A 20,100-nucleotide genomic window follows, 5' to 3' on the forward strand; every position below is an offset into this window, starting at 1 on the left:
AATTCACAACCCTTATGTTTGGGCTTCAAATGGTCTCGTAGTTGTGCGTAATACTGCAAAGATACACATTTTAAAGCAATTCACAACGACGTTTGAATTTAACCCTGCTATGTTGAGTTGTGCGTAATACTGCAAAGATACACATTTTAAAGCAATTCACAACGACGAACAGGGACGTATAAATCAAACAAGTGTTGTGCGTAATACTGCAAAGATACACATTTTAAAGCAATTCACAACATAGGGCGTCCGCACTTGCCTTATCTTACGTTGTGCGTAATACTGCAAAGATACACATTTTAAAGCAATTCACAACTTTGTAGCTAAATGCTCTGCTAGAGCAATGGTTGTGCGTAATACTGCAAAGATACACATTTTAAAGCAATTCACAACCCTTAGTTTTACCATACCCTGTAGGTAATTGTTGTGCGTAATACTGCAAAGATACACATTTTAAAGCAATTCACAACGATGCAGAGAATATGAATCTTACCAAGATTGTTGTGCGTAATACTGCAAAGATACACATTTTAAAGCAATTCACAACTTACCTTATGCGGTGGGTGATTATGTACCTGTTGTGCGTAATACTGCAAAGATACACATTTTAAAGCAATTCACAACCATGGGTGATGCTGGTTCTATGGATTTCGGGTTGTGCGTAATACTGCAAAGATACACATTTTAAAGCAATTCACAACAGAATTATTTTCCTAAAACATTTGCGAAAAGTTGTGCGTAATACTGCAAAGATACACATTTTAAAGCAATTCACAACCCCCTTTAACTCTTTTATCTGTATAGTTACGTTGTGCGTAATACTGCAAAGATACACATTTTAAAGCAATTCACAACATGGCTGGGTCATACTCCTCTTCCCATTCGTTGTGCGTAATACTGCAAAGATACACATTTTAAAGCAATTCACAACTTACCACCGTCAGTATCAATCACCTTCTTGTTGTGCGTAATACTGCAAAGATACACATTTTAAAGCAATTCACAACTGTGTTCAACATTACAAGTTTCAAGACGCTGTTGTGCGTAATACTGCAAAGATACACATTTTAAAGCAATTCACAACGGTGCAACAGATACAGTCCCTTGTGTATTGTTGTGCGTAATACTGCAAAGATACACATTTTAAAGCAATTCACAACTATTCTATTACTACACCCTTGCCCAGACTAGTTGTGCGTAATACTGCAAAGATACACATTTTAAAGCAATTCACAACAAATTATAATGTTATACTGTTGGCTTATAGTTGTGCGTAATACTGCAAAGATACACATTTTAAAGCAATTCACAACGATAATATTGATAAGAATAATAAGAATAAGGTTGTGCGTAATACTGCAAAGATACACATTTTAAAGCAATTCACAACATGCTGTATCTCCTTTTATATAAGGCATAGTTGTGCGTAATACTGCAAAGATACACATTTTAAAGCAATTCACAACGATAACACTGATAAGCGTAACAAAAATAAGGTTGTGCGTAATACTGCAAAGATACACATTTTAAAGCAATTCACAACTTACTTCCTGTTGGTTGCTGGGAAGTTAATGTTGTGCGTAATACTGCAAAGATACACATTTTAAAGCAATTCACAACTTACAAAATGGAACGCCGTCAAGTGCTTTGGTTGTGCGTAATACTGCAAAGATACACATTTTAAAGCAATTCACAACATCGCTTACGAGGGTGTGAGATACCACAATGTTGTGCGTAATACTGCAAAGATACACATTTTAAAGCAATTCACAACACATTCACGGGTATAGAGTTAAGAGACGAGGTTGTGCGTAATACTGCAAAGATACACATTTTAAAGCAATTCACAACATTGGGCTCATCGTTCTTTGATTTAATGACGTTGTGCGTAATACTGCAAAGATACACATTTTAAAGCAATTCACAACATTATGTGTATTCATAGTATCGTTCCACAAGTTGTGCGTAATACTGCAAAGATACACATTTTAAAGCAATTCACAACATCGTACTACCACAACTAAGTAAGGAAGACGTTGTGCGTAATACTGCAAAGATACACATTTTAAAGCAATTCACAACTTAGCTTTAGATGTCGTATTTAGAGTATTTGTTGTGCGTAATACTGCAAAGATACACATTTTAAAGCAATTCACAACTCCAGTTGATGTTGTTGAAAAGGCTTTAACGTTGTGCGTAATACTGCAAAGATACACATTTTAAAGCAATTCACAACTTAGTAGTTAAGTCATCCTGTATCTGTGTGTTGTGCGTAATACTGCAAAGATACACATTTTAAAGCAATTCACAACTAGGGGGCAGCATAGCCCCCACAGCGTCCAGTTGTGCGTAATACTGCAAAGATACACATTTTAAAGCAATTCACAACTGTTCCTCTTGCACGTCTGAAAGAGATAAGTTGTGCGTAATACTGCAAAGATACACATTTTAAAGCAATTCACAACTTAAAGATAAGAAATAGATTTTTGGTCATTGTTGTGCGTAATACTGCAAAGATACACATTTTAAAGCAATTCACAACGAATTTTGACATATTAAGTGTTGAAGCCGTGTTGTGCGTAATACTGCAAAGATACACATTTTAAAGCAATTCACAACATTGGGCTCATGCGTTCTTTGGCTTTTTGCGTTGTGCGTAATACTGCAAAGATACACATTTTAAAGCAATTCACAACATTGCAACGACACATTAGTCGGCTTATACGTTGTGCGTAATACTGCAAAGATACACATTTTAAAGCAATTCACAACGCAGAAACTATATCTATGCTACTGGTCGTGTTGTGCGTAATACTGCAAAGATACACATTTTAAAGCAATTCACAACACTGACTATTGAAATACCTTTGTATTATGGTTGTGCGTAATACTGCAAAGATACACATTTTAAAGCAATTCACAACGTCATGGTCTTAATTAACTTTTGAGTTATGGTTGTGCGTAATACTGCAAAGATACACATTTTAAAGCAATTCACAACTTATCAGTTTAATATGGGTTACACTCCAACTGTTGTGCGTAATACTGCAAAGATACACATTTTAAAGCAATTCACAACCAAACTTATGATTTACATCTTCGTAAAGGTGTTGTGCGTAATACTGCAAAGATACACATTTTAAAGCAATTCACAACTGTCAGGATGACGAAGAATCGTTGCGCTTCGTTGTGCGTAATACTGCAAAGATACACATTTTAAAGCAATTCACAACATAATGGACCTACTTTTTCATCAGTTATACGTTGTGCGTAATACTGCAAAGATACACATTTTAAAGCAATTCACAACTTATGGGAGTTACGGGCGTTTCCTTTTTGAGTTGTGCGTAATACTGCAAAGATACACATTTTAAAGCAATTCACAACCATGTTAACACATCCTATCGTAACTATATGTTGTGCGTAATACTGCAAAGATACACATTTTAAAGCAATTCACAACTTAGCTTTAGATGTGTTCTTTAGAGTATTGTTGTGCGTAATACTGCAAAGATACACATTTTAAAGCAATTCACAACATAGCCGTCCTTATAGTTTACCTGAACAGCGTTGTGCGTAATACTGCAAAGATACACATTTTAAAGCAATTCACAACATTAGCATTATATTTCAATTACGAGGCATGTTGTGCGTAATACTGCAAAGATACACATTTTAAAGCAATTCACAACTCTTAAGATAGATTATTTATAAACATAAAAGTTGTGCGTAATACTGCAAAGATACACATTTTAAAGCAATTCACAACTCAAGTGGTAAGGACATTTGAGGTGAGCAGGTTGTGCGTAATACTGCAAAGATACACATTTTAAAGCAATTCACAACCTCACTGCGTTAATGGACGTTTCGCACTATGTTGTGCGTAATACTGCAAAGATACACATTTTAAAGCAATTCACAACGCAGCCGACTTGCAGCCTGTCAATGGTAAGTTGTGCGTAATACTGCAAAGATACACATTTTAAAGCAATTCACAACATAAATAAAATAACGAATGAAACAATCATGTTGTGCGTAATACTGCAAAGATACACATTTTAAAGCAATTCACAACCAAACTATTTTGCATCAGCACTTCTGATGGTTGTGCGTAATACTGCAAAGATACACATTTTAAGGTAAATCACAACTTGCTTTTATTAAATCATCGATTTTTATGTTCTTTCTATGTTATTCTATACCTCTTATGAAATCTTTTGCATTTAGAAATTTGTTGCTCCAAGAAATAATTGAATATTTACAATCGAATGCTCTGATTCTATGTAGGATTGTATTTCCATCCGTGATGAGGTTTTTTTATTAGAGCTTTTTGAATGCTCTTACTATCAAATAGTAGCTATTGTTTTTCTATCTTGATACTCTTTTATAATATTGAACTATAGTCTTATGTCTTTTTTCGTTTTACCAATCACGGCATAAAATAAACTTGCTGTCACTCCTGTCATTTATGCTCTATACTTAACTTGTTAGTTTAGAGCAAGATAAATGAACTTTTAAAAGTGACAGCAAATTAAAATAAAACAATCTCTCGTGTATGTAATTCTTTCTCTTACATGAGAAGTCTTATCACACTATAGCTAATCGAGATATTTCAATGACTCGTTCTTCGTTTAATTTGTTCGTGTTTTTTTCCTACTTGGTTATTTGCTCCCCTACGCTTTCTTACCTGACACGAGGACGATGATGATGAGGATACCTGCGACGAAGATGAAGAGGAAAGAACCTAATGCTCCTGCATAGATTCGGCCAGTGTGTACCTCTAAGGCAAGACTCCAAAGAGACATTGGTTTGTTCTTGAACTCTTCGGGTTGTTTTGCAAATGATGAACCTAAGTAATAAGTTGCTATACACTCCTTGTTTTTGAAGTCAGAACTAAAGCCCGTAATCATTTGTTCGCTCGGTGCAGTACCAGGAATACTAGGATTGAAAGCTATTATGTCATCGTATGGGGCAACTTCGTTATAATCTCTGTTCCAAAGGAAAAGACCATCAAAGGACCCGACAACCCATGTGTTGTCATTTATACGTTGCCATACGTTCTGTCCCATGACGCTTACAGGGGGTGCATACTCAATAGCTGTTGGTTTGTCAGCAAGTGTTTTGAGTGAGAAAAATCCTTCAGAAGTTGAGATGAGCCAATCGTGCTTCTGGTCATCATAACGTATCATTCTCAGTTTGTCATTCCAAGCGTTGTCGCTACTCAAGGTTGTGCCCGGCAATGGTTTTGTACTATTCTTTGCGAGTAAAATCATGAGAGGTGGACGTAAGGCCCAGCCAGTGATCGCAAGGAAGAGTGTAATATAGAAGGTGTAAACTCCAATTTTATTATGCCACACAAGCACCGATGTACTTTTATGACGGAGCCAGAACCATATACCTGTTACACAAAGTAAGATGAGGATAATACCGATTCCATCCACGAGTAGTTTTCCAATGGTTCCGAATAATGCGCCACTGTGTAGAAGCCATATTTGACGGAAGAGTGAAACCTTGCCTTCATAGCCGTTAGGGGATTGAAGTGTAAGACAAGTAAATGTCTTGTAAGGTGTCTTGGCATAATAAAGGTGGGAACGAGAAAGCACAATCAACGTATCACCATGCGTGATGATATCAGTCAATAATTCGTCATTCTCTTGTAGAGGTAAAGACACCGGTTGCCATTGTGAGTTCTTACCTAATTTATAAAGCCCCATGACGCTGGCTGCAAAAATATCATTTTTAGGAGTTTTCACAACCCCTCTTATCTGGCGATAATCAGCACCTGAAGGCAGTCCTTGGTTATATTCTGTGAACTTTGATGCCGCTGAGTCCGTTTGAATGACACCAGCCGCACCATAGATAATTACTTTGTTATGCTTATCTGCATCATTATAACGCAGAGTTCCACGCAGTAACCCATTGTTCCATTGTTCAAAAGAATAGCGCGCTGGTAGGATGGCACGACTTACGTTGATATCTGCGAAGGATTGGCGATGATTGAGAATTATTCCTGATAAGCAGAACATTACCAAAAAGAATGTAATGATTATTCCAATCCATTTGTGATATTTACGCCATGTTTTGCGTTTCATATTTTGTTGTTTGTGATATGTTGTTATTTACTCAGTTTTTAAAGTGAGTACAAACTTACAAAAAAAAATCTATATTTTAGGTCTCGTAAACGAACATTTTTCGACGATATGATTTTGAATTTACGCACAAATAGTTTATATCCTTAGTGACAAGTGTTCTATTTATTCCTTACGAAAAACTTGCAGCATTGGGATTTTGTTGCTATCTTCGCAGACAAGAACGCTATCATTGACATCCGAATAAGAATCAAAACATGGGAAGAAATAAATTCGCAAAAGACGAGATAAAAGAAATAAAAAAACTACTCCGACTGAAGAATGCGGGAAATCGTGCGAAGCAGAAACTTGTTCGTCATGACCTCCGTACCATCTACGAGTTTAATATATCTGATTTCAATGAACCCGGTAAAGCTTTTGGCGAGGAGGAATTGCAGGACGCTATTGAACGTGGCGCTATTCAGATTCTTGACGATGCCACAATTGCCGACATGAAAGCAAAGCGTGCTCGTGACGAGGCTCGTGACGAGGCTGCACGTGAGCAGCAAGCTATTGAGGCAGGTGAGATGACAGATTGGAAAGCTGTTGCTAAAGAGTGGGAAAAGTGGGAGCAATCGCAGAATAACTAATGTGCCCGATTATTTTGTGGCATTCTTTTTGAATATTCAATGAAATAAGAGGAATCCCTATTTGGATGCGTACGGGCTTTTAGAGCAATGAGAGGTCCTTTTTTAGTGACTTCATTTAAGATTGATAAAATAATAAAACAATGACATTATATCCAAAACTCATTACAGATGCACTGGAGAAAGTAATTTATCCAGGAACAAAGAAGAATATTATTGAAAGTGAGATGTTGGCAGACACACCCAGCATCAATGGTAATAAAGTTAGTTTCACGCTTATTTTCCCACGTGAGACCGATCCTTTTCTCAAATCTACTATAAAGGCCGCTGAGGCCCAGATACACTATTCTGTTGGTAAGGAGGTTGAAGTAACTATCACCACAGAATTTAAGAATGCTCCACGTCCTGAGGTCGGTAAGTTATTGCCACAGGTGAAGAATATCATTGCAGTAAGTTCTGGTAAAGGTGGAGTAGGGAAGAGTACCGTCTCTGCTAATCTTGCTATAGCCTTAGCACGTCTTGGCTATAAGGTTGGTTTGCTGGATACAGATATCTTTGGTCCAAGTATGCCAAAGATGTTTGGTGTTGAGGATGCACGTCCATACGGAGTAGAAAAAGATGGTCGTCAGCTCATCGAACCAGTAGAGAAATATGGTGTAAAGCTACTTTCTATCGGTTTCTTTGTCAACCCAGACACAGCAACGCTTTGGCGTGGTGGTATGGCTACCTCAGCACTCAAGCAACTCATTGCTGATGCAGACTGGGGCGAGTTAGATTACTTTATTCTCGATACTCCTCCTGGTACGAGCGATATTCATCTGACCCTCATGCAGACGCTTGCTATTACAGGTGCGGTGATTGTATCAACGCCACAGAATGTAGCTCTGGCTGATGCACGTAAGGGTATAGACATGTATCGCAATGACAAGGTGAATATTCCAATCCTTGGTTTGGTAGAGAATATGGCATGGTTCACACCAGCTGAACTGCCAGAGAACAAATACTATATCTTTGGAAAAGACGGCTGTAAGAACTTAGCGAAGGAACTCGACTGCCCATTGCTTGCCCAGATTCCTATTGTACAGAGTATTTGTGAGAATGGTGATAAGGGAACTCCAGCAGCAACTCAGGTTGATACGGTTACCGGTCAGGCTTTCCTAAGTCTTGCCCAGAGCGTGGTTACAGTGGTTAATCGTCGTAACAAGGAGCAGGCTCCAACAAAGATAGTTGATGTAAAGAACGAATAAGCATACAGGCAACTAGGATGTTTTAAACATCAAACAAAAACAGAGATGTACGTGAAGAGCGTATGTCTCTTTTTTTATGTTTGTTGTAATCTGTTGATGCTCAGAGTTATCTTTTAACCATAACAAACACCATGACTGTTTTTTTAGAGAAAAGTGTGTTGTTTACAAATTTATTTTATACTTTTGCACTTATTAAGACACGTTCATTGACCTAAGCTATTATTTATTTAAGCAATTAATCATTCGTGAGATTGACGTTTATTCGTTGAGTAGCCATTGCTGATAAAGCGAGAATCCTACTTCACCGCTTACAGTGAGAGGTGGCAATGACGTAACCCAGTCGTTCATACTGCTATCATAAGAAAACAACAATTTGAAACCTAAAATATTAAAATTTAAACTCTGAACCTAATGAGAATTATTCATGAATCAAAGCAGAAGCATCTGTATTTCTCAGTTGCTTTTGCCCTTTCTGTTGCATTAGTGCCAACGAGTGCTAATGCAGTAGGAAATCCCGTAGGCTCACCTGATGCTGCAACAGTACAGGCTGTGCAACAAAGCGGTAATCACAAGGTAACTGGTCGTGTCGTTGACTCTGCTGGTGAACCATTGATTGGAGCCACCATCATGGTGGAAGGCTCTAAAGATGGTGTAGTGACTGACATTGATGGTAACTACACCATTAATGCAGCGCCCAAAGCGAAGTTGGTCATCTCGTATGTCGGCTATACCGCTCAGACAATCCTTGTTGGTGACAAGACTACAATTGATGTTACGCTTAAGGAAGTAGCAAACACGATGAACGAGGTCGTTGTGACAGCCTTGGGTATTAAACGTGCCGAGAAAGCCTTGAGTTACAATGTACAATCAGTAGGCTCAAATGAGTTGACACGTAACAAAGATGCTAACTTTGTGAATTCATTAAATGGAAAGGTGGCTGGTGTCAGTATTTCCAAGAGTGCCAGTGGTGTCGGAGGTGCAACACGTGTAATTATGCGTGGTGCTAAGTCAATTGAAGGCGATAACAACGTTTTATATGTTATCGATGGTATTCCAATCTTCAACTTCAGCGGCGGACGTGATAGTGGTATCATGGGTGAAGGTCGTGTAAGCAGTGAAGGTATTGCCGATCTCAATCCAGAGGATATCGAGAGCATCAGCGTCTTAGCTGGTCCATCTGCTGCAGCCCTCTATGGTAGTAATGCTGCTAATGGTGCCATTCTCATCACCACAAAGAAAGGTAAGGAAGGAAAGGTTGATATTTCGTTCTCAAGTTCTGCAGATTTTAGCTCACCTTTGTTGATGCCAGAGTTCCAGAACACCTATGGCAATAAGCTTGGCTCATACGAAAGTTGGGGTGAGAAACTTGCAACACCAAGTTCATACGATCCAAAGAAGGACTTTTTCCGCACTGGTACGAACTTCATCAATGCTTTAACATTGAATATGGGTAACGAGTTCAATCAGACTTTTGCCTCTGTAGCAACAACTAATTCACGTGGTATCGTACCTAATAATACTTACGATCGCTACAACTTCACAATCCGTAACACCACCCGTATGTTTAAGAATAAGGTGCAACTCGACCTTGGTGCATCTTATATCAAGCAGAAGGACAATAACATGGTGTCACAGGGTGAGTATTGGAACCCAATCGTTGCAGCTTATCTCTTCCCACGTGGCGAGTCTTTTGAAGGTATAAAGACCTTTGAGCGTTACGATAACGTGAGAAACTTCCCAACTCAGTATTGGCCAATCAGCGACAGCCGTTTTGCTAACCAGAACCCTTACTGGACAGCTTATCGTAACTTAGCCCCTGATGACAAGGACCGTTTTATGTTTAATGCAGGTCTTACCTATAATATCTTTGATTGGTTGAACGTAGCAGGTCGTATCCGTTTCGACAAGACGTTTATCACGAGTGAACGTAAGATTTATGCATCATCGTTCAATTATTTTGCAAAGGAAAAAGGTGCTTATGACTACTTTGATTATAAGGATCATCAGACTTATATTGACGCTATTGCCAATATCAATAAGACCTTCGGTAAGTTCAGTCTTGCTGCCAACGTTGGTTATAGCTATTCTGACTATGCATCTCTCACCCGTGGTTATGGTGGTAACTTAGTATTAGTACCAAATAAGTTCTCTTTGAACAATATTAACCCAAGTGATAGCAAGATTCGAGAGGCTGGTGGTGACTCAAAGGTACGCAACGTTGCAGCTTTTGCAAGTGCCGAATTGGGTTGGAGAAGCATGGTTTATCTTACTTTGACAGGTCGTAACGACTGGAACTCACGCCTTGTAAACTCATCTGAGGAATCATTCTTCTATCCATCAGTTGGTTTATCTGGTATTATCTCAGAGATGACAAAACTCCCTTCATTTATTTCTTATTTGAAGGTTCGTGGGTCTTATACTGAAGTTGGTTCTCCTGTTTCACGTTCAGGTATGACTCCTGGCACTATCACAACGCCAATCGTTGGTGGTAGCTTGAAATCGACAGACATCTATCCATTTACTGATTATAAGGCAGAGCGTACAAAGTCATACGAGTTCGGTTTGACTGCTCGTTTCTGGAAGAAGTTATCATTCGACTTCACTTGGTATAAGTCTAATACTTACAATCAGACATTTATCGGTGAGTTGCCAGAGAGCTCTGGTTACAAGGCTGTTTACTTGCAGGCAGGTAATGTAGAGAACCGTGGTGTCGAGATGGCATTAGGTTATAGCGATAACTTCGGTGGTTTGCAATGGAACTCATCATTGGTTTACTCTAAGAATGTCAATGAGATTAAGGAGATGGTGAAGGACTACTATCACCCATTGAGTCCAAAGCCAATCAATATCCCTGAAGTATCAAAGGATAATGGTCGCGTTCTGCTTAAGGTAGGCGGTTCTATCAATGATATTTATGCAAGAAAGGTATTGGCAAAGGACAATCAGGGCTTCGTAAATGTTAGTCCATCAGGCGGTATGAACTTAGAGACTGTTGAGCCTATCTACTTAGGTAAGACTACCCCAGACTTCACAATGGGTTGGAACAACAACTTCACCTACAAGAACTTCGGGCTTAGTTTCTTGATTAATGCACGTGTTGGCGGTATTGTTACTTCTTCAACACAGGCATTGTTAGACCGTTTTGGTGTGTCTAAGGCATCAGCAGATGCAAGAGATGCTAGTGGCGTGATGATTCCAAATCAGGGCTTGTATGATGCAAAGAAGTATTATACACTTGTTGCTACAGGTGAGAATGACCTCGCAGGTTACTATACCTATAGTGCAACAAACGTTCGTTTGCAGGAACTTACTTTGAGCTATAAGTTTAATTCAAAGCTGTTTAATAATGTCATTAAGGATTTGACCCTTTCATTTGTGGCTACAAATCCATGGATGATTTATTGTAAAGCACCTTTCGACCCAGAGCTTACAGCTTCAACAGGTACTTATGGACAGGGCAATGACTATTTCATGCAGCCAAGTCTGAAGAGTTATGGTTTCAGTATTAAATTCAAATTTTAATTGAAGATGAAGACAAACGCATATAAATATATCGTAGGTGTCCTTGCCTTGTCCATGTTTACGGCTTGTGACTTCCAAAAGGTAAACACTAACGAGTTTGAACTCCTCCCAGAGGAGGGATTGATGGATGGTATTTCTATTGGTGGTCCTATAACTGCCATGCAGAAATGCGTCTTCCCAGTAGGAACACAGGCAGATGGTACCAGTGTTGCTAATAGATATCAAACAGCTTATAACCTTGCAGCAGATTGTTGGAGTGGTTATTTCGGTCAGAACAATAACTGGGGCGGTCCTAATAACCTCAACTATTTCCTCAAGGATGGTTGGGTAGCATCGTCTTACACCGAGTCTTACTCAACGGTTGTACCTTTGTGGCAAGACTTAAAGGGTAAGACAGAAACACAGTTCCCAGAGGTTTTCGCCTTAGCTCAGATTCTAAAGATTTCTGCTTGGCATAAGGCTACCGATATGTTCGGACCTATCCCTTATAAGGAGGCAGGTAAAGGACTTATCACTGTGCCATACGATAGCCAGGAAGAAGTGTATAAGTCAATGTTCAAGGAACTCTCTGATGCTATTGAGGTGTTGACAAAGTACGCTGATAATGGTAACAGCAAACTCTTGCCAAATGCTGATGCTATCTATGCAGGCGACGTTCACAAGTGGGTTGTCTATGCCAACTCATTGATGTTACGCCTTGCAATGCGTGTTTATTATGCCGATGCAGCCCTCTCAAAGCAGTATGCTTTACAGGCTGTCAATCATCCTTATGGTGTGATGAAGACTAAGGATGATGAGGCTAAGATGGAGAGAGGCGCAAGCTTGGAGTTCAAGAATAACCTCGATGTTCTCATCAACCAGTATAACGAGTGCCGTATGGGTTCTTCTATGTTGGCTTACTTAGGTGGTTATCAAGACCCACGTCTGCCAAAGTACTTCAATACAAGTACTGTTTCTCAGGCAGTGACTGTGGGCACATACGGAAAGTATTCTGGTGTACCAACAGGTCATGACGTAAGCTCTAACGATGCTTTCAAGGATTCTTCTCGTCCAGCTATCACAAGTACAACTCCTACTTATTGGATGCGTGCTTCTGAGGTTTACTTCCTCTTGGCTGAGGCTGCTCTGCATGGATTCGCTGTGGGTGGTACTGCTGAGTCACTTTATGAGAAGGGTATCGAGATGTCATTTGAAGAGAATGGTATTGCAAGTTCTGAGGTAGCAGACTATATGTCGTCTGGTCTCAAGCCATCTGCTTACAGTTTCCATCTCACTAATCCAGGTGTGAATGTAGACGTACCAGCAGTAACTCAGGCAACCACAGAGTGGACTGGAACCGATGAGGAGAAACTTGAGAAGATTATGATACAGAAGTGGATTGCACTCTATCCTAACGGACAAGAGGCTTGGACTGAGTATCGTCGTACAGGTTATCCTAAGTTGCATAGTGTGGTTACAAACTATAGCAACGGTGAGATTGATAGCGAGGTAGGCATCCGTCGTATGCGTTTCCCAACTAATAAGTCTACATCGGCAGAGGATATTGCCAACTTAGAGAGTGCACGCAAGCTACTTCGTGGCGGTCTGGATAAGGCTGGTACACGTTTGTGGTGGGACAATAAGAATCATTAATATCAAGCATTTTGAATATGAAAAACTTTAAATATATCAGTTCGTTGGTATTGCTCTGTGCAGGAGTCCTTTTCTGTGGATGTAGCAAGATGACAGAGGTAGAGAACGAACCTTACGATCATATCGGTGGATATAATACGATGAACAATGCTGAGAGCGAGAAGTATTATGCCGATTTGAGAGCTTATAAGCAGCAAGCCGTTAACTATGGTCGTCCTGTTGCCTTCGGTTGGTATTCTAACTGGTCGCCAGCAGGTACCTACCGCCGTGGCTATCTTACTTCTATGCCAGATAGTATGGACATCGTTTCCATGTGGAGTGGTGCACCTAACCGCTTTAATATCACACCTGAGCAGAAGAAGGACAAGGAGTTCGTGCAGAAGGTGAAGGGTACTAAGCTTTTGGAGGTGACACTCTTGTCTTACATTGGTAAGGGTAGAACTCCTGACTCTGTCTACACTGCTGTTGAGAAGCAGGCTGAAAAAGAAGGCTGGGCAAACGACCAAGCTCGCGTTGAAGAGGCTAAGAAGAAGGCTCGTTGGAAGTTCTGGGGCTATGAGGGTGTTGCTGGTTCTGATAACCATAAGCAGGCTTTGGCTCGCTTTGCAAAGGCACTCTGCGACTCGTTGGTAGCCAATGATTGGGACGGTTACGATATTGACTGGGAGATTGGTAGTGGTGTCTTCGATATGGATGGCACGCTTAGCACTAATGCCGACCTTGTTTATTTGGTAAAGGAGATGAACAAGTATATCGGTCCTAAGAGTGATCCAGAGCACAAGGGCCACCGTCTTATCTGTATTGATGGCCACTTTGGTGGACTTACTGAGGATTTGGATGGATATGTTGATTACTGGATTGACCAGGCTTACGGTCGTACAACTCACTTCGATTACTACGGTGTTGATCCAAAGACAATTATCACAACCGATAACTTTGAGTCTTCTTTCAAGAGTGGTGGTCAGCTGTTAAGACAAGCCAAAAGTATGCCTTCTAAGGGTTACAAGGGTGGAGTAGGTGCTTATCGTTTCGATAACGACTACGACAATACTCCTAACTACAAGTGGATGCGTCAGGCAATTCAGATTAACCAACAGGTGTTCAAGGAGAGAATGGGTCAAACCACTCAACCTTAACATTGCATATCTCACATTATAAATTTAATAGAATACAAATATGAACAAGCATATTTTCAAACATATTGCTGTGGCGTTTGCCGCATGCTGTGTGGTGAGTTGCCAGGACAGTGAGAGCGATTTGTTGAAGCAGAAGGTCTATTTTGATGGTAATCTGCAGAAAGTCGAAATGCCAGACACTGGTTCAACCTTAGATGTTGATATTACTTCTCGCCTTTCTAACAAGCAAGATGGGGCAGTAGATGTCTCTTATTCACTTGCCGACTCATCATTGGTTGCTCTTTATAATAGCAAGTATGGAACAGACTATGTTGCTTTCAAGCATCAGAATGTTACGTTCAGTAAGACTTCTTCAACAATAGCTGCAGGAAGCATCTATGCTGACAAGGTGTCGTTGACGCTTAACAATCTTGATCAGTTAGAGGCAGGTAAGAACTATATGTTGCCTGTCAAGCTTCATTCTGCTTCTACACCTATCATTGATGGTGAGGACGTTGAGTATATTGTTTTGGCTAAACCTGTCAAGATTACGAAGGCTGGTGATTTCTATAATAAGTATATCTCTGTGAAGTTCCCAGCAGGAACCTACTTTAAGTCCTTCACCTATGAGGCATTGGTTCACTCTATTTGGTGGGGCAGCAACTGTACCATCATGGGTTCTGAGGGTCTGATGATTTTCCGTGTTGGTGATGTTGGTGGTGGAATCTCTGCTGGTATTCTTCAGATAGCAGGTAGACAGCACTACGAAGCACCTGAGAAACTTCAGATTAATAAGTGGTATCATGTGGCAGTAACCTTCGATCAAGCAACGGGTAAGACCGTTATGTATCTCAATGGTACGAAGTGGGCTGAGTCTGCATGGAATATCTCTGGCTTCGATCCTAACGCTGATGTTGGTTTCAACATTGGTAAGATTCCGGGCTTCCCTTGGGGTGAACGTCCATTCTATGGTTATATGAGTGAGGTTCGTGTATGGAGTGTTGCTCGTACCGAAAATCAGATTAAGCAGAATATGTTAGGTGTTAATCCTAAGTCTGATGGTCTGGAACTCTATTTCAAGATGGATGGTTCAGAGACCGTAAATGGCAATAAGATTAAGGATGCTGCTAAGGGTATTGAGTGTACTACTGGTGGTCTTGAGTTTGCTACTCTCGCTCAGCCTGTCACAATGAAGGATCTTCAATAAGGTTTCCCCTTAAAGAAATAATGGCCTATATGACAAAAATGTGCTTAAAATCCTTGTAACTATCTAATAATCATTATCTTTGTTTTATTTATATTTTTATGGCAAAAAATCTGCTTTTATTGTGGCTCAAAATCGACTATAAAACGTGGTCATCTTAATGGTAGTCAACGCTGGTATTGTAAGTGCTGTAAGAGGAGCTTTGTTGGACATAATCGCCTTACCAATACCATTGTCAATAATCGTTATTCCAAGGGTAATCTAACAGTCAAAGATCTATCAGAGGAGTACGGAGTTTCAACCAGGACAATTTATAGAAAACTCACCAAATCTTATAAAGAAGAACTTCCCAACCTTCTTGTTCGCCCTGTAGTGGTTTTAATGGATGCCACCTATTGGGGACGTAATTTTGGTGTCGTTATCATGAAGGATTCATTGTCTGGTGATGTACTTTGGTTTAAGTTTATCAATAGGCATGAACGTCTTGAAGACTATAAGGAGGGCATAAGCTACTTGGAGTCACTTGGGTATACCATTCAAGGGCTTGTATGCGATGGTTTTAAGGGACTTAGGCAAGCTTTTCCCAATTATAAATTCCAATTATGCCAGTTCCATCAAGTAATGACTATAAAGACAAAACTAACTTCAAGACCCAAGCTTGAGGCTTCAAAAGAACTGCTTGAATTATCCAAGATGTTATGTCATACGGACAAGGAGTCCTTTATTGGGGCTTTAAAGGAATGGTACACCAAGTGGGAGGATTTTCTTAAGGAACGGACAACAACAGAAGATGGAAAATCACATTATACTCATAAAGCTCTACGTAGTGCTTTTTTGAGCCTTAAAAGGAATATGTCGTCATTGTGGACATACTATGATTACCCTGAATTGAAGATGCCAAATACAAACAATGCCATTGAATCACTCAATGCAGATTTAAAGACAAAATTGAACCTACACAAGGGGATCAGTATGGAAAGAAGAAAGATCTTCATCCAAGACTTTATAAAGTCCCATTCTCCTAAGAAATAAAAGGGGAATGGGAGATTTTAAGCACATTTTTGTCACATAAGAGAAAACGACGCTAAAATAAGCACACTTTTGTCACATAAGCCGAAATAATATATAAAAGAGTCGGACAGCGATGTCCGACTCTTTTTTTACTTTGAACTCTTTTATCCTTTGAACTTTGATGTTTGAACTTTGAGCTTTATGATATGAGTTTTTTATCCTTTGAACTCTTTTATCTTTTGAACTTTGAGGTTTGAACTTTGAACTTTATGATATGAGTTTTTATCTTTTGAAGTTTGAGCATTGAGGTTTGAACTTTACCGTTGCAAAGGTAATTAATTCATGATAGGAATGCAAGGCACATCTATGTACAGATATATGTAGGCTGTTCGTTTATCTTAATGAGAAGGCATAGCTCCAACCATTATGGCATGGCATAGACCTAACCATTATGATATCCAACCATACCCCTGTACAGCCATATCTACAAAGTGATCCAGCAGCAGGTTTGTCTTGTTCGAAAACACCTCCCTATCATAGGTCTTTGGCAAATCCTTATCCAGCGACCGTTGTATCAGTCCCAACACCTTTGTCTTTGGTTGTGGGTCTTTATACCAGTCAACCACCAACAATCTTTCTTTTTCCTCCACCAACTTGTTATAGAGGTTTTTAGAAGCAAGGATAACTTCCTTCTCTTCATCCTTTGTTAGCTTTCTACCTTGGATAAGAAGGTCGTAGATTTCAAGTTCTTCCTCCTTTAATCCCATATCTGCCGACCGTCCCTGCTCTTTCTTGAGTTCATCAATCAGCTGTAACAACTTCTCATAGTAATCCTCATTCTCCGTACCACCTGCATTATAGGTGTCAATGATATTCTTGTATCTTTGGGAGAATGGCACTCTGGTACAGTTCTTATTAATCAACTGTTCCAAAGCTGTTTCTATAAAGGTGCGGAGGTTATCAATCTCCATTGACTTATAAGGTGTTGCATTGATAGACTTACGAATACTTTCTATATCTAATTTACTTAAGTCGATCACCTTACTCTGATGAATACTATATTGTGGCTTGTCTTCTGCAACCATCACCGTAACGCTATCGTCCAGTGTGTAGCTCATCTTCTCTTTTGCCCTTCTTAGTTTCTCATCATCTATTCTGTTACAGAACAGCCCATTGAGATAACTCAGTGGAGAGAACTTCTCATTCTGCCATCCAAGTTCAAATATCTCTGGCTTTGCAGCATCATGCAGGTTCATCATAAGGTTACTCATCACCTTAAACCTGTTTTTACTCTCGTCTTTCTCAAGGATTTTGTCGTATGCCAATCGCAAGGACTCCAGTTTGTCAAGTGTGTCACCATCGGTGATAATCTTATCTAATCTTATCCCTAAACCTTGTAAGAAGGAGTCGCACTCCTCAATACAACCGTCAATGGTTGTGATTAACCGCGTAATATCCTTTGCTGGGAACTCTGCACCTTCCTCACCATTTGAGGCATAGTCAGACAGTGCTTGCTGCATATACTTAAACACATTGACATAGTCAACCACGATACCGCAGTTCTTACCGGGGAATACACGGTTGGCACGAGCAATCGCTTGCATCAGTGTATGTCCCTTCATCGGCTTGTCTAAATAAAGGGTTGAGAGGGAAGGGACGTCAAAGCCTGTGAGCCACATCGCACATACAAAGACCAAACTTAGCGGATCGTCCTTATCTTTAAATCTGTCTTCAATGTCTTTTCCCTCAGGTGTTATCTCGTTCATCTTGTTGCGATGAACAGTGATGTCTAATCCTTGCGCTTTGAATTTCTCTACTTCGTCAGCCTCTTCACTGATGATGACAGCCATCTCAACCTTATTCATATAGTCTAATCGTGCTGTCAGCTCGTCACGTTCTTCCTTCGTCTTGGCTGCATTGCGCTCCTTGATGAGGGCTTTCTTCTCTTCTCCCCAGTAGTGTTGCACCTTCTCATACATCTTCACAGCCGTGTACTTATCAACACTGACCACCATTCCTTTTCCTAAGAAACCTCGTCTTGGGAAGTGGTGGGCAATGTCTTGTGCAATACGGTCAAGACGTCCGTCGCGCTTGATTACCTCTAAGATACGTGAGGAGGAGTTCTCTAAGAGTTCTCTTTCTCTATCGTTGAGTTCTTCTTCTTCGACTATCTTGTCAATGTCTGAGTCAAGCCAGTTATTCTCTAATCCCACCTCTGGCACTCGACGACTATAGTACAGGCGCACCGTACTACCATCTTCAATTGCTTGTGCAAAGTTATATTCTGATACATAGTCACCAAACCATTGGTTGGTCAATCGCTTTGAACCTAACAAAGGGGTTCCTGTAAAGGCGATGTAGTTAGCATTAGGCAGACCTGTATGCATATTCTCTGCCAACTGCTTATACTGTGTTCTATGTGCTTCGTCTACTAAGACAAAGATGTCATTGCGCTCAGAGAGGATGGGATATTTCTTTGTCTTATCATACTGAAACTTATGTATCAGCGTGAAGACCATCGGTTTATTACCACTAAGGAACTCACGCAGTTGAGCTGCATTCTTTGGCTGGCACTCTTCTTTCTCGCCAATAACCTCACTGCGCACGAAGGTCTTGTGTATCTGTGTGTCGAGGTCGTCTCTGTCGGTAATGACGAGGAAGGTGAAGTTGCCTTTTAGCTTACGCCTTACTTTTCTTACAAACATCACCATCGAATAACTCTTGCCCGAGCCCTGCGTATGCCAGAACACACCTAACTTTCCTTTTAGTTCTTCTCTGCGTTCCACGCTCTTCATGAGGTTGTTTACGCCTAAGTATTGGTGGTTCTTAGCGATAATCTTCACGCGCTTATTGTCAAAGAAGATAAAGTTCTCTATATAGTCTAACAGGCGTTCCTTGCGGAAAAGACCGTCAATGAGGTTGATGATTGAAAGACCATACTCGGCTATATGCTCACGGTCGAGTTTCTCATGTTCATCGTTGACCTTTAGCCAGTCGAAGAAGAATTCATACTTAGAGTTCCAAGCACCCAACTTCGTCTGCATACCATTTGAGAGTACGCATATCTGGTTTAGTGCAAAGATATTGGGTATATCTTCTCGGTAGCTAACGAGATTCTTCTCATAGGCTTCCTTTATCTTTACGGTTGAGTTCTTCAACTCGATGAAGACCATTGGAAGTCCATTGACAAACAAGAGGACATCAGGGCGACGATAACGAATCCTACCCTTTATCCACATCTGGTTGACACAGTGGAAGTCGTTGTTCTCTACATTATCAAAGTCTATCAGCCGAACGATGTCAAAGTCGTCTTTGCCATTCTTCTTTACCTTTACATTGATGCCATTGCGCAGATAGTTATAGAACTTATAGTTTGTGTCCATCATGTCCTTACCCGTATAGTCCTTACGGAAGTCGGCTACAACCTGCGCTAAGATGCTCTTGTCAATCTGTGGGTTAAGTCGTTCTAAGGCAGTAAGGAACACCGCAGGTAAGATGCACTCTGACGAGTTGCGTCGCCCCGTCTTGCTAACGTCGTCTTGTGCCTCCACACTCGGGTCACACTCAATACGCTTCCATCCGAACTCTGGTTGCGATAGTCGGGTACAAAGGGTCTGCTCTATGTCGTCTTCACTGATAAACGATTTCATAATA

9 protein-coding genes and 1 CRISPR repeat array (1 of these 10 running past the window's edge) are annotated in these 20,100 nt (G+C 40.3%); of the genes, 7 read left to right on the forward strand and 2 right to left on the reverse strand.

Annotated features, from left to right (window positions below; genetic code table 11):
- Nucleotides 1-4,151: direct repeats of the CRISPR family, unit length 47 nt; unit sequence GTTGTGCGTAATACTGCAAAGATACACATTTTAAAGCAATTCACAAC (it extends 804 nt beyond the left edge of the window).
- Nucleotides 4,152-4,673: 522 nt separating this feature from the next.
- On the reverse strand, nucleotides 4,674-6,092 hold the full coding sequence (locus tag J4856_RS00910) for a PepSY domain-containing protein (RefSeq protein ID WP_025839896.1): 1,419 nt from the start codon (nucleotides 6,090-6,092) through the stop codon (nucleotides 4,674-4,676).
- Nucleotides 6,093-6,346: 254 nt separating this feature from the next.
- Between J4856_RS00910 and J4856_RS00915 the strand changes: the two genes are divergently transcribed.
- The 7 genes from J4856_RS00915 (at nucleotide 6,347) to J4856_RS00945 (ending at nucleotide 16,467) form a co-directional block, all read left to right on the forward strand.
- Nucleotides 6,347-6,718 carry a hypothetical protein gene (locus J4856_RS00915; RefSeq protein WP_025839897.1) on the forward strand — a complete coding sequence of 124 codons (372 nt, stop codon included), beginning with the start codon at nucleotides 6,347-6,349 and terminating at the stop codon, nucleotides 6,716-6,718.
- Between the two features lie 140 nt (nucleotides 6,719-6,858).
- Nucleotides 6,859-7,962: an Mrp/NBP35 family ATP-binding protein gene (locus J4856_RS00920; protein WP_025839898.1), complete on the forward strand. Its 1,104-nt coding sequence runs from the start codon at nucleotides 6,859-6,861 to the stop codon at nucleotides 7,960-7,962.
- Between the two features lie 411 nt (nucleotides 7,963-8,373).
- Nucleotides 8,374-11,484, forward strand: a complete 3,111-nt coding sequence (locus J4856_RS00925) for a SusC/RagA family TonB-linked outer membrane protein (RefSeq protein ID WP_065368001.1) — start codon at nucleotides 8,374-8,376, stop codon at nucleotides 11,482-11,484.
- A 6-nt stretch (nucleotides 11,485-11,490) separates the two neighbouring features.
- On the forward strand, nucleotides 11,491-13,116 hold the full coding sequence (locus J4856_RS00930; protein WP_065368079.1) for a RagB/SusD family nutrient uptake outer membrane protein: 1,626 nt from the start codon (nucleotides 11,491-11,493) through the stop codon (nucleotides 13,114-13,116).
- Between the two features lie 17 nt (nucleotides 13,117-13,133).
- Nucleotides 13,134-14,252: a glycoside hydrolase family 18 gene (locus tag J4856_RS00935; RefSeq protein ID WP_025839899.1), complete on the forward strand. Its 1,119-nt coding sequence runs from the start codon at nucleotides 13,134-13,136 to the stop codon at nucleotides 14,250-14,252.
- Nucleotides 14,253-14,292: 40 nt separating this feature from the next.
- The gene (locus J4856_RS00940) at nucleotides 14,293-15,438 is read left to right on the forward strand and encodes a DUF1735 and LamG domain-containing protein (protein ID WP_025839900.1); all 1,146 of its coding nucleotides are present in this window, start codon (nucleotides 14,293-14,295) and stop codon (nucleotides 15,436-15,438) included.
- A 138-nt stretch (nucleotides 15,439-15,576) separates the two neighbouring features.
- Complete coding sequence (locus tag J4856_RS00945; RefSeq protein WP_143150379.1) at nucleotides 15,577-16,467, forward strand: IS256 family transposase, variant Zn-binding type; 891 nt, start codon at nucleotides 15,577-15,579, stop codon at nucleotides 16,465-16,467.
- 428 nt (nucleotides 16,468-16,895) lie between these two features.
- On the opposite strand, the gene J4856_RS00950 is transcribed toward J4856_RS00945, so the two are convergent.
- Nucleotides 16,896-20,096 (reverse strand): type I restriction endonuclease subunit R, encoded by a 3,201-nt coding sequence (locus J4856_RS00950; protein ID WP_065368002.1) that lies wholly within the window; start codon nucleotides 20,094-20,096, stop codon nucleotides 16,896-16,898.
- Nucleotides 20,097-20,100 lie beyond the last annotated feature (4 nt).

Source organism: Prevotella scopos JCM 17725 (genome assembly GCF_018127785.1).
Lineage (GTDB): Bacteria > Bacteroidota > Bacteroidia > Bacteroidales > Bacteroidaceae > Prevotella > Prevotella scopos.

Excerpts from the sequence above, each read along its gene's own strand:
- J4856_RS00935 (WP_025839899.1), top strand. The coding sequence starts at position 13,134 with ATGAAAAACTTTAAATATATCAGTTCGTTGGTATTGCTCTGTGCAGGA.
- J4856_RS00920 (WP_025839898.1), top strand. The coding sequence starts at position 6,859 with ATGACATTATATCCAAAACTCATTACAGATGCACTGGAGAAAGTAATT.
- J4856_RS00950 (WP_065368002.1), bottom strand. The coding sequence starts at position 20,096 with ATGAAATCGTTTATCAGTGAAGACGACATAGAGCAGACCCTTTGTACC.
- J4856_RS00930 (WP_065368079.1), top strand. The coding sequence starts at position 11,491 with ATGAAGACAAACGCATATAAATATATCGTAGGTGTCCTTGCCTTGTCC.
- J4856_RS00910 (WP_025839896.1), bottom strand. The coding sequence starts at position 6,092 with ATGAAACGCAAAACATGGCGTAAATATCACAAATGGATTGGAATAATC.
- J4856_RS00940 (WP_025839900.1), top strand. The coding sequence starts at position 14,293 with ATGAACAAGCATATTTTCAAACATATTGCTGTGGCGTTTGCCGCATGC.
- J4856_RS00915 (WP_025839897.1), top strand. The coding sequence starts at position 6,347 with ATGGGAAGAAATAAATTCGCAAAAGACGAGATAAAAGAAATAAAAAAA.
- J4856_RS00925 (WP_065368001.1), top strand. The coding sequence starts at position 8,374 with ATGAGAATTATTCATGAATCAAAGCAGAAGCATCTGTATTTCTCAGTT.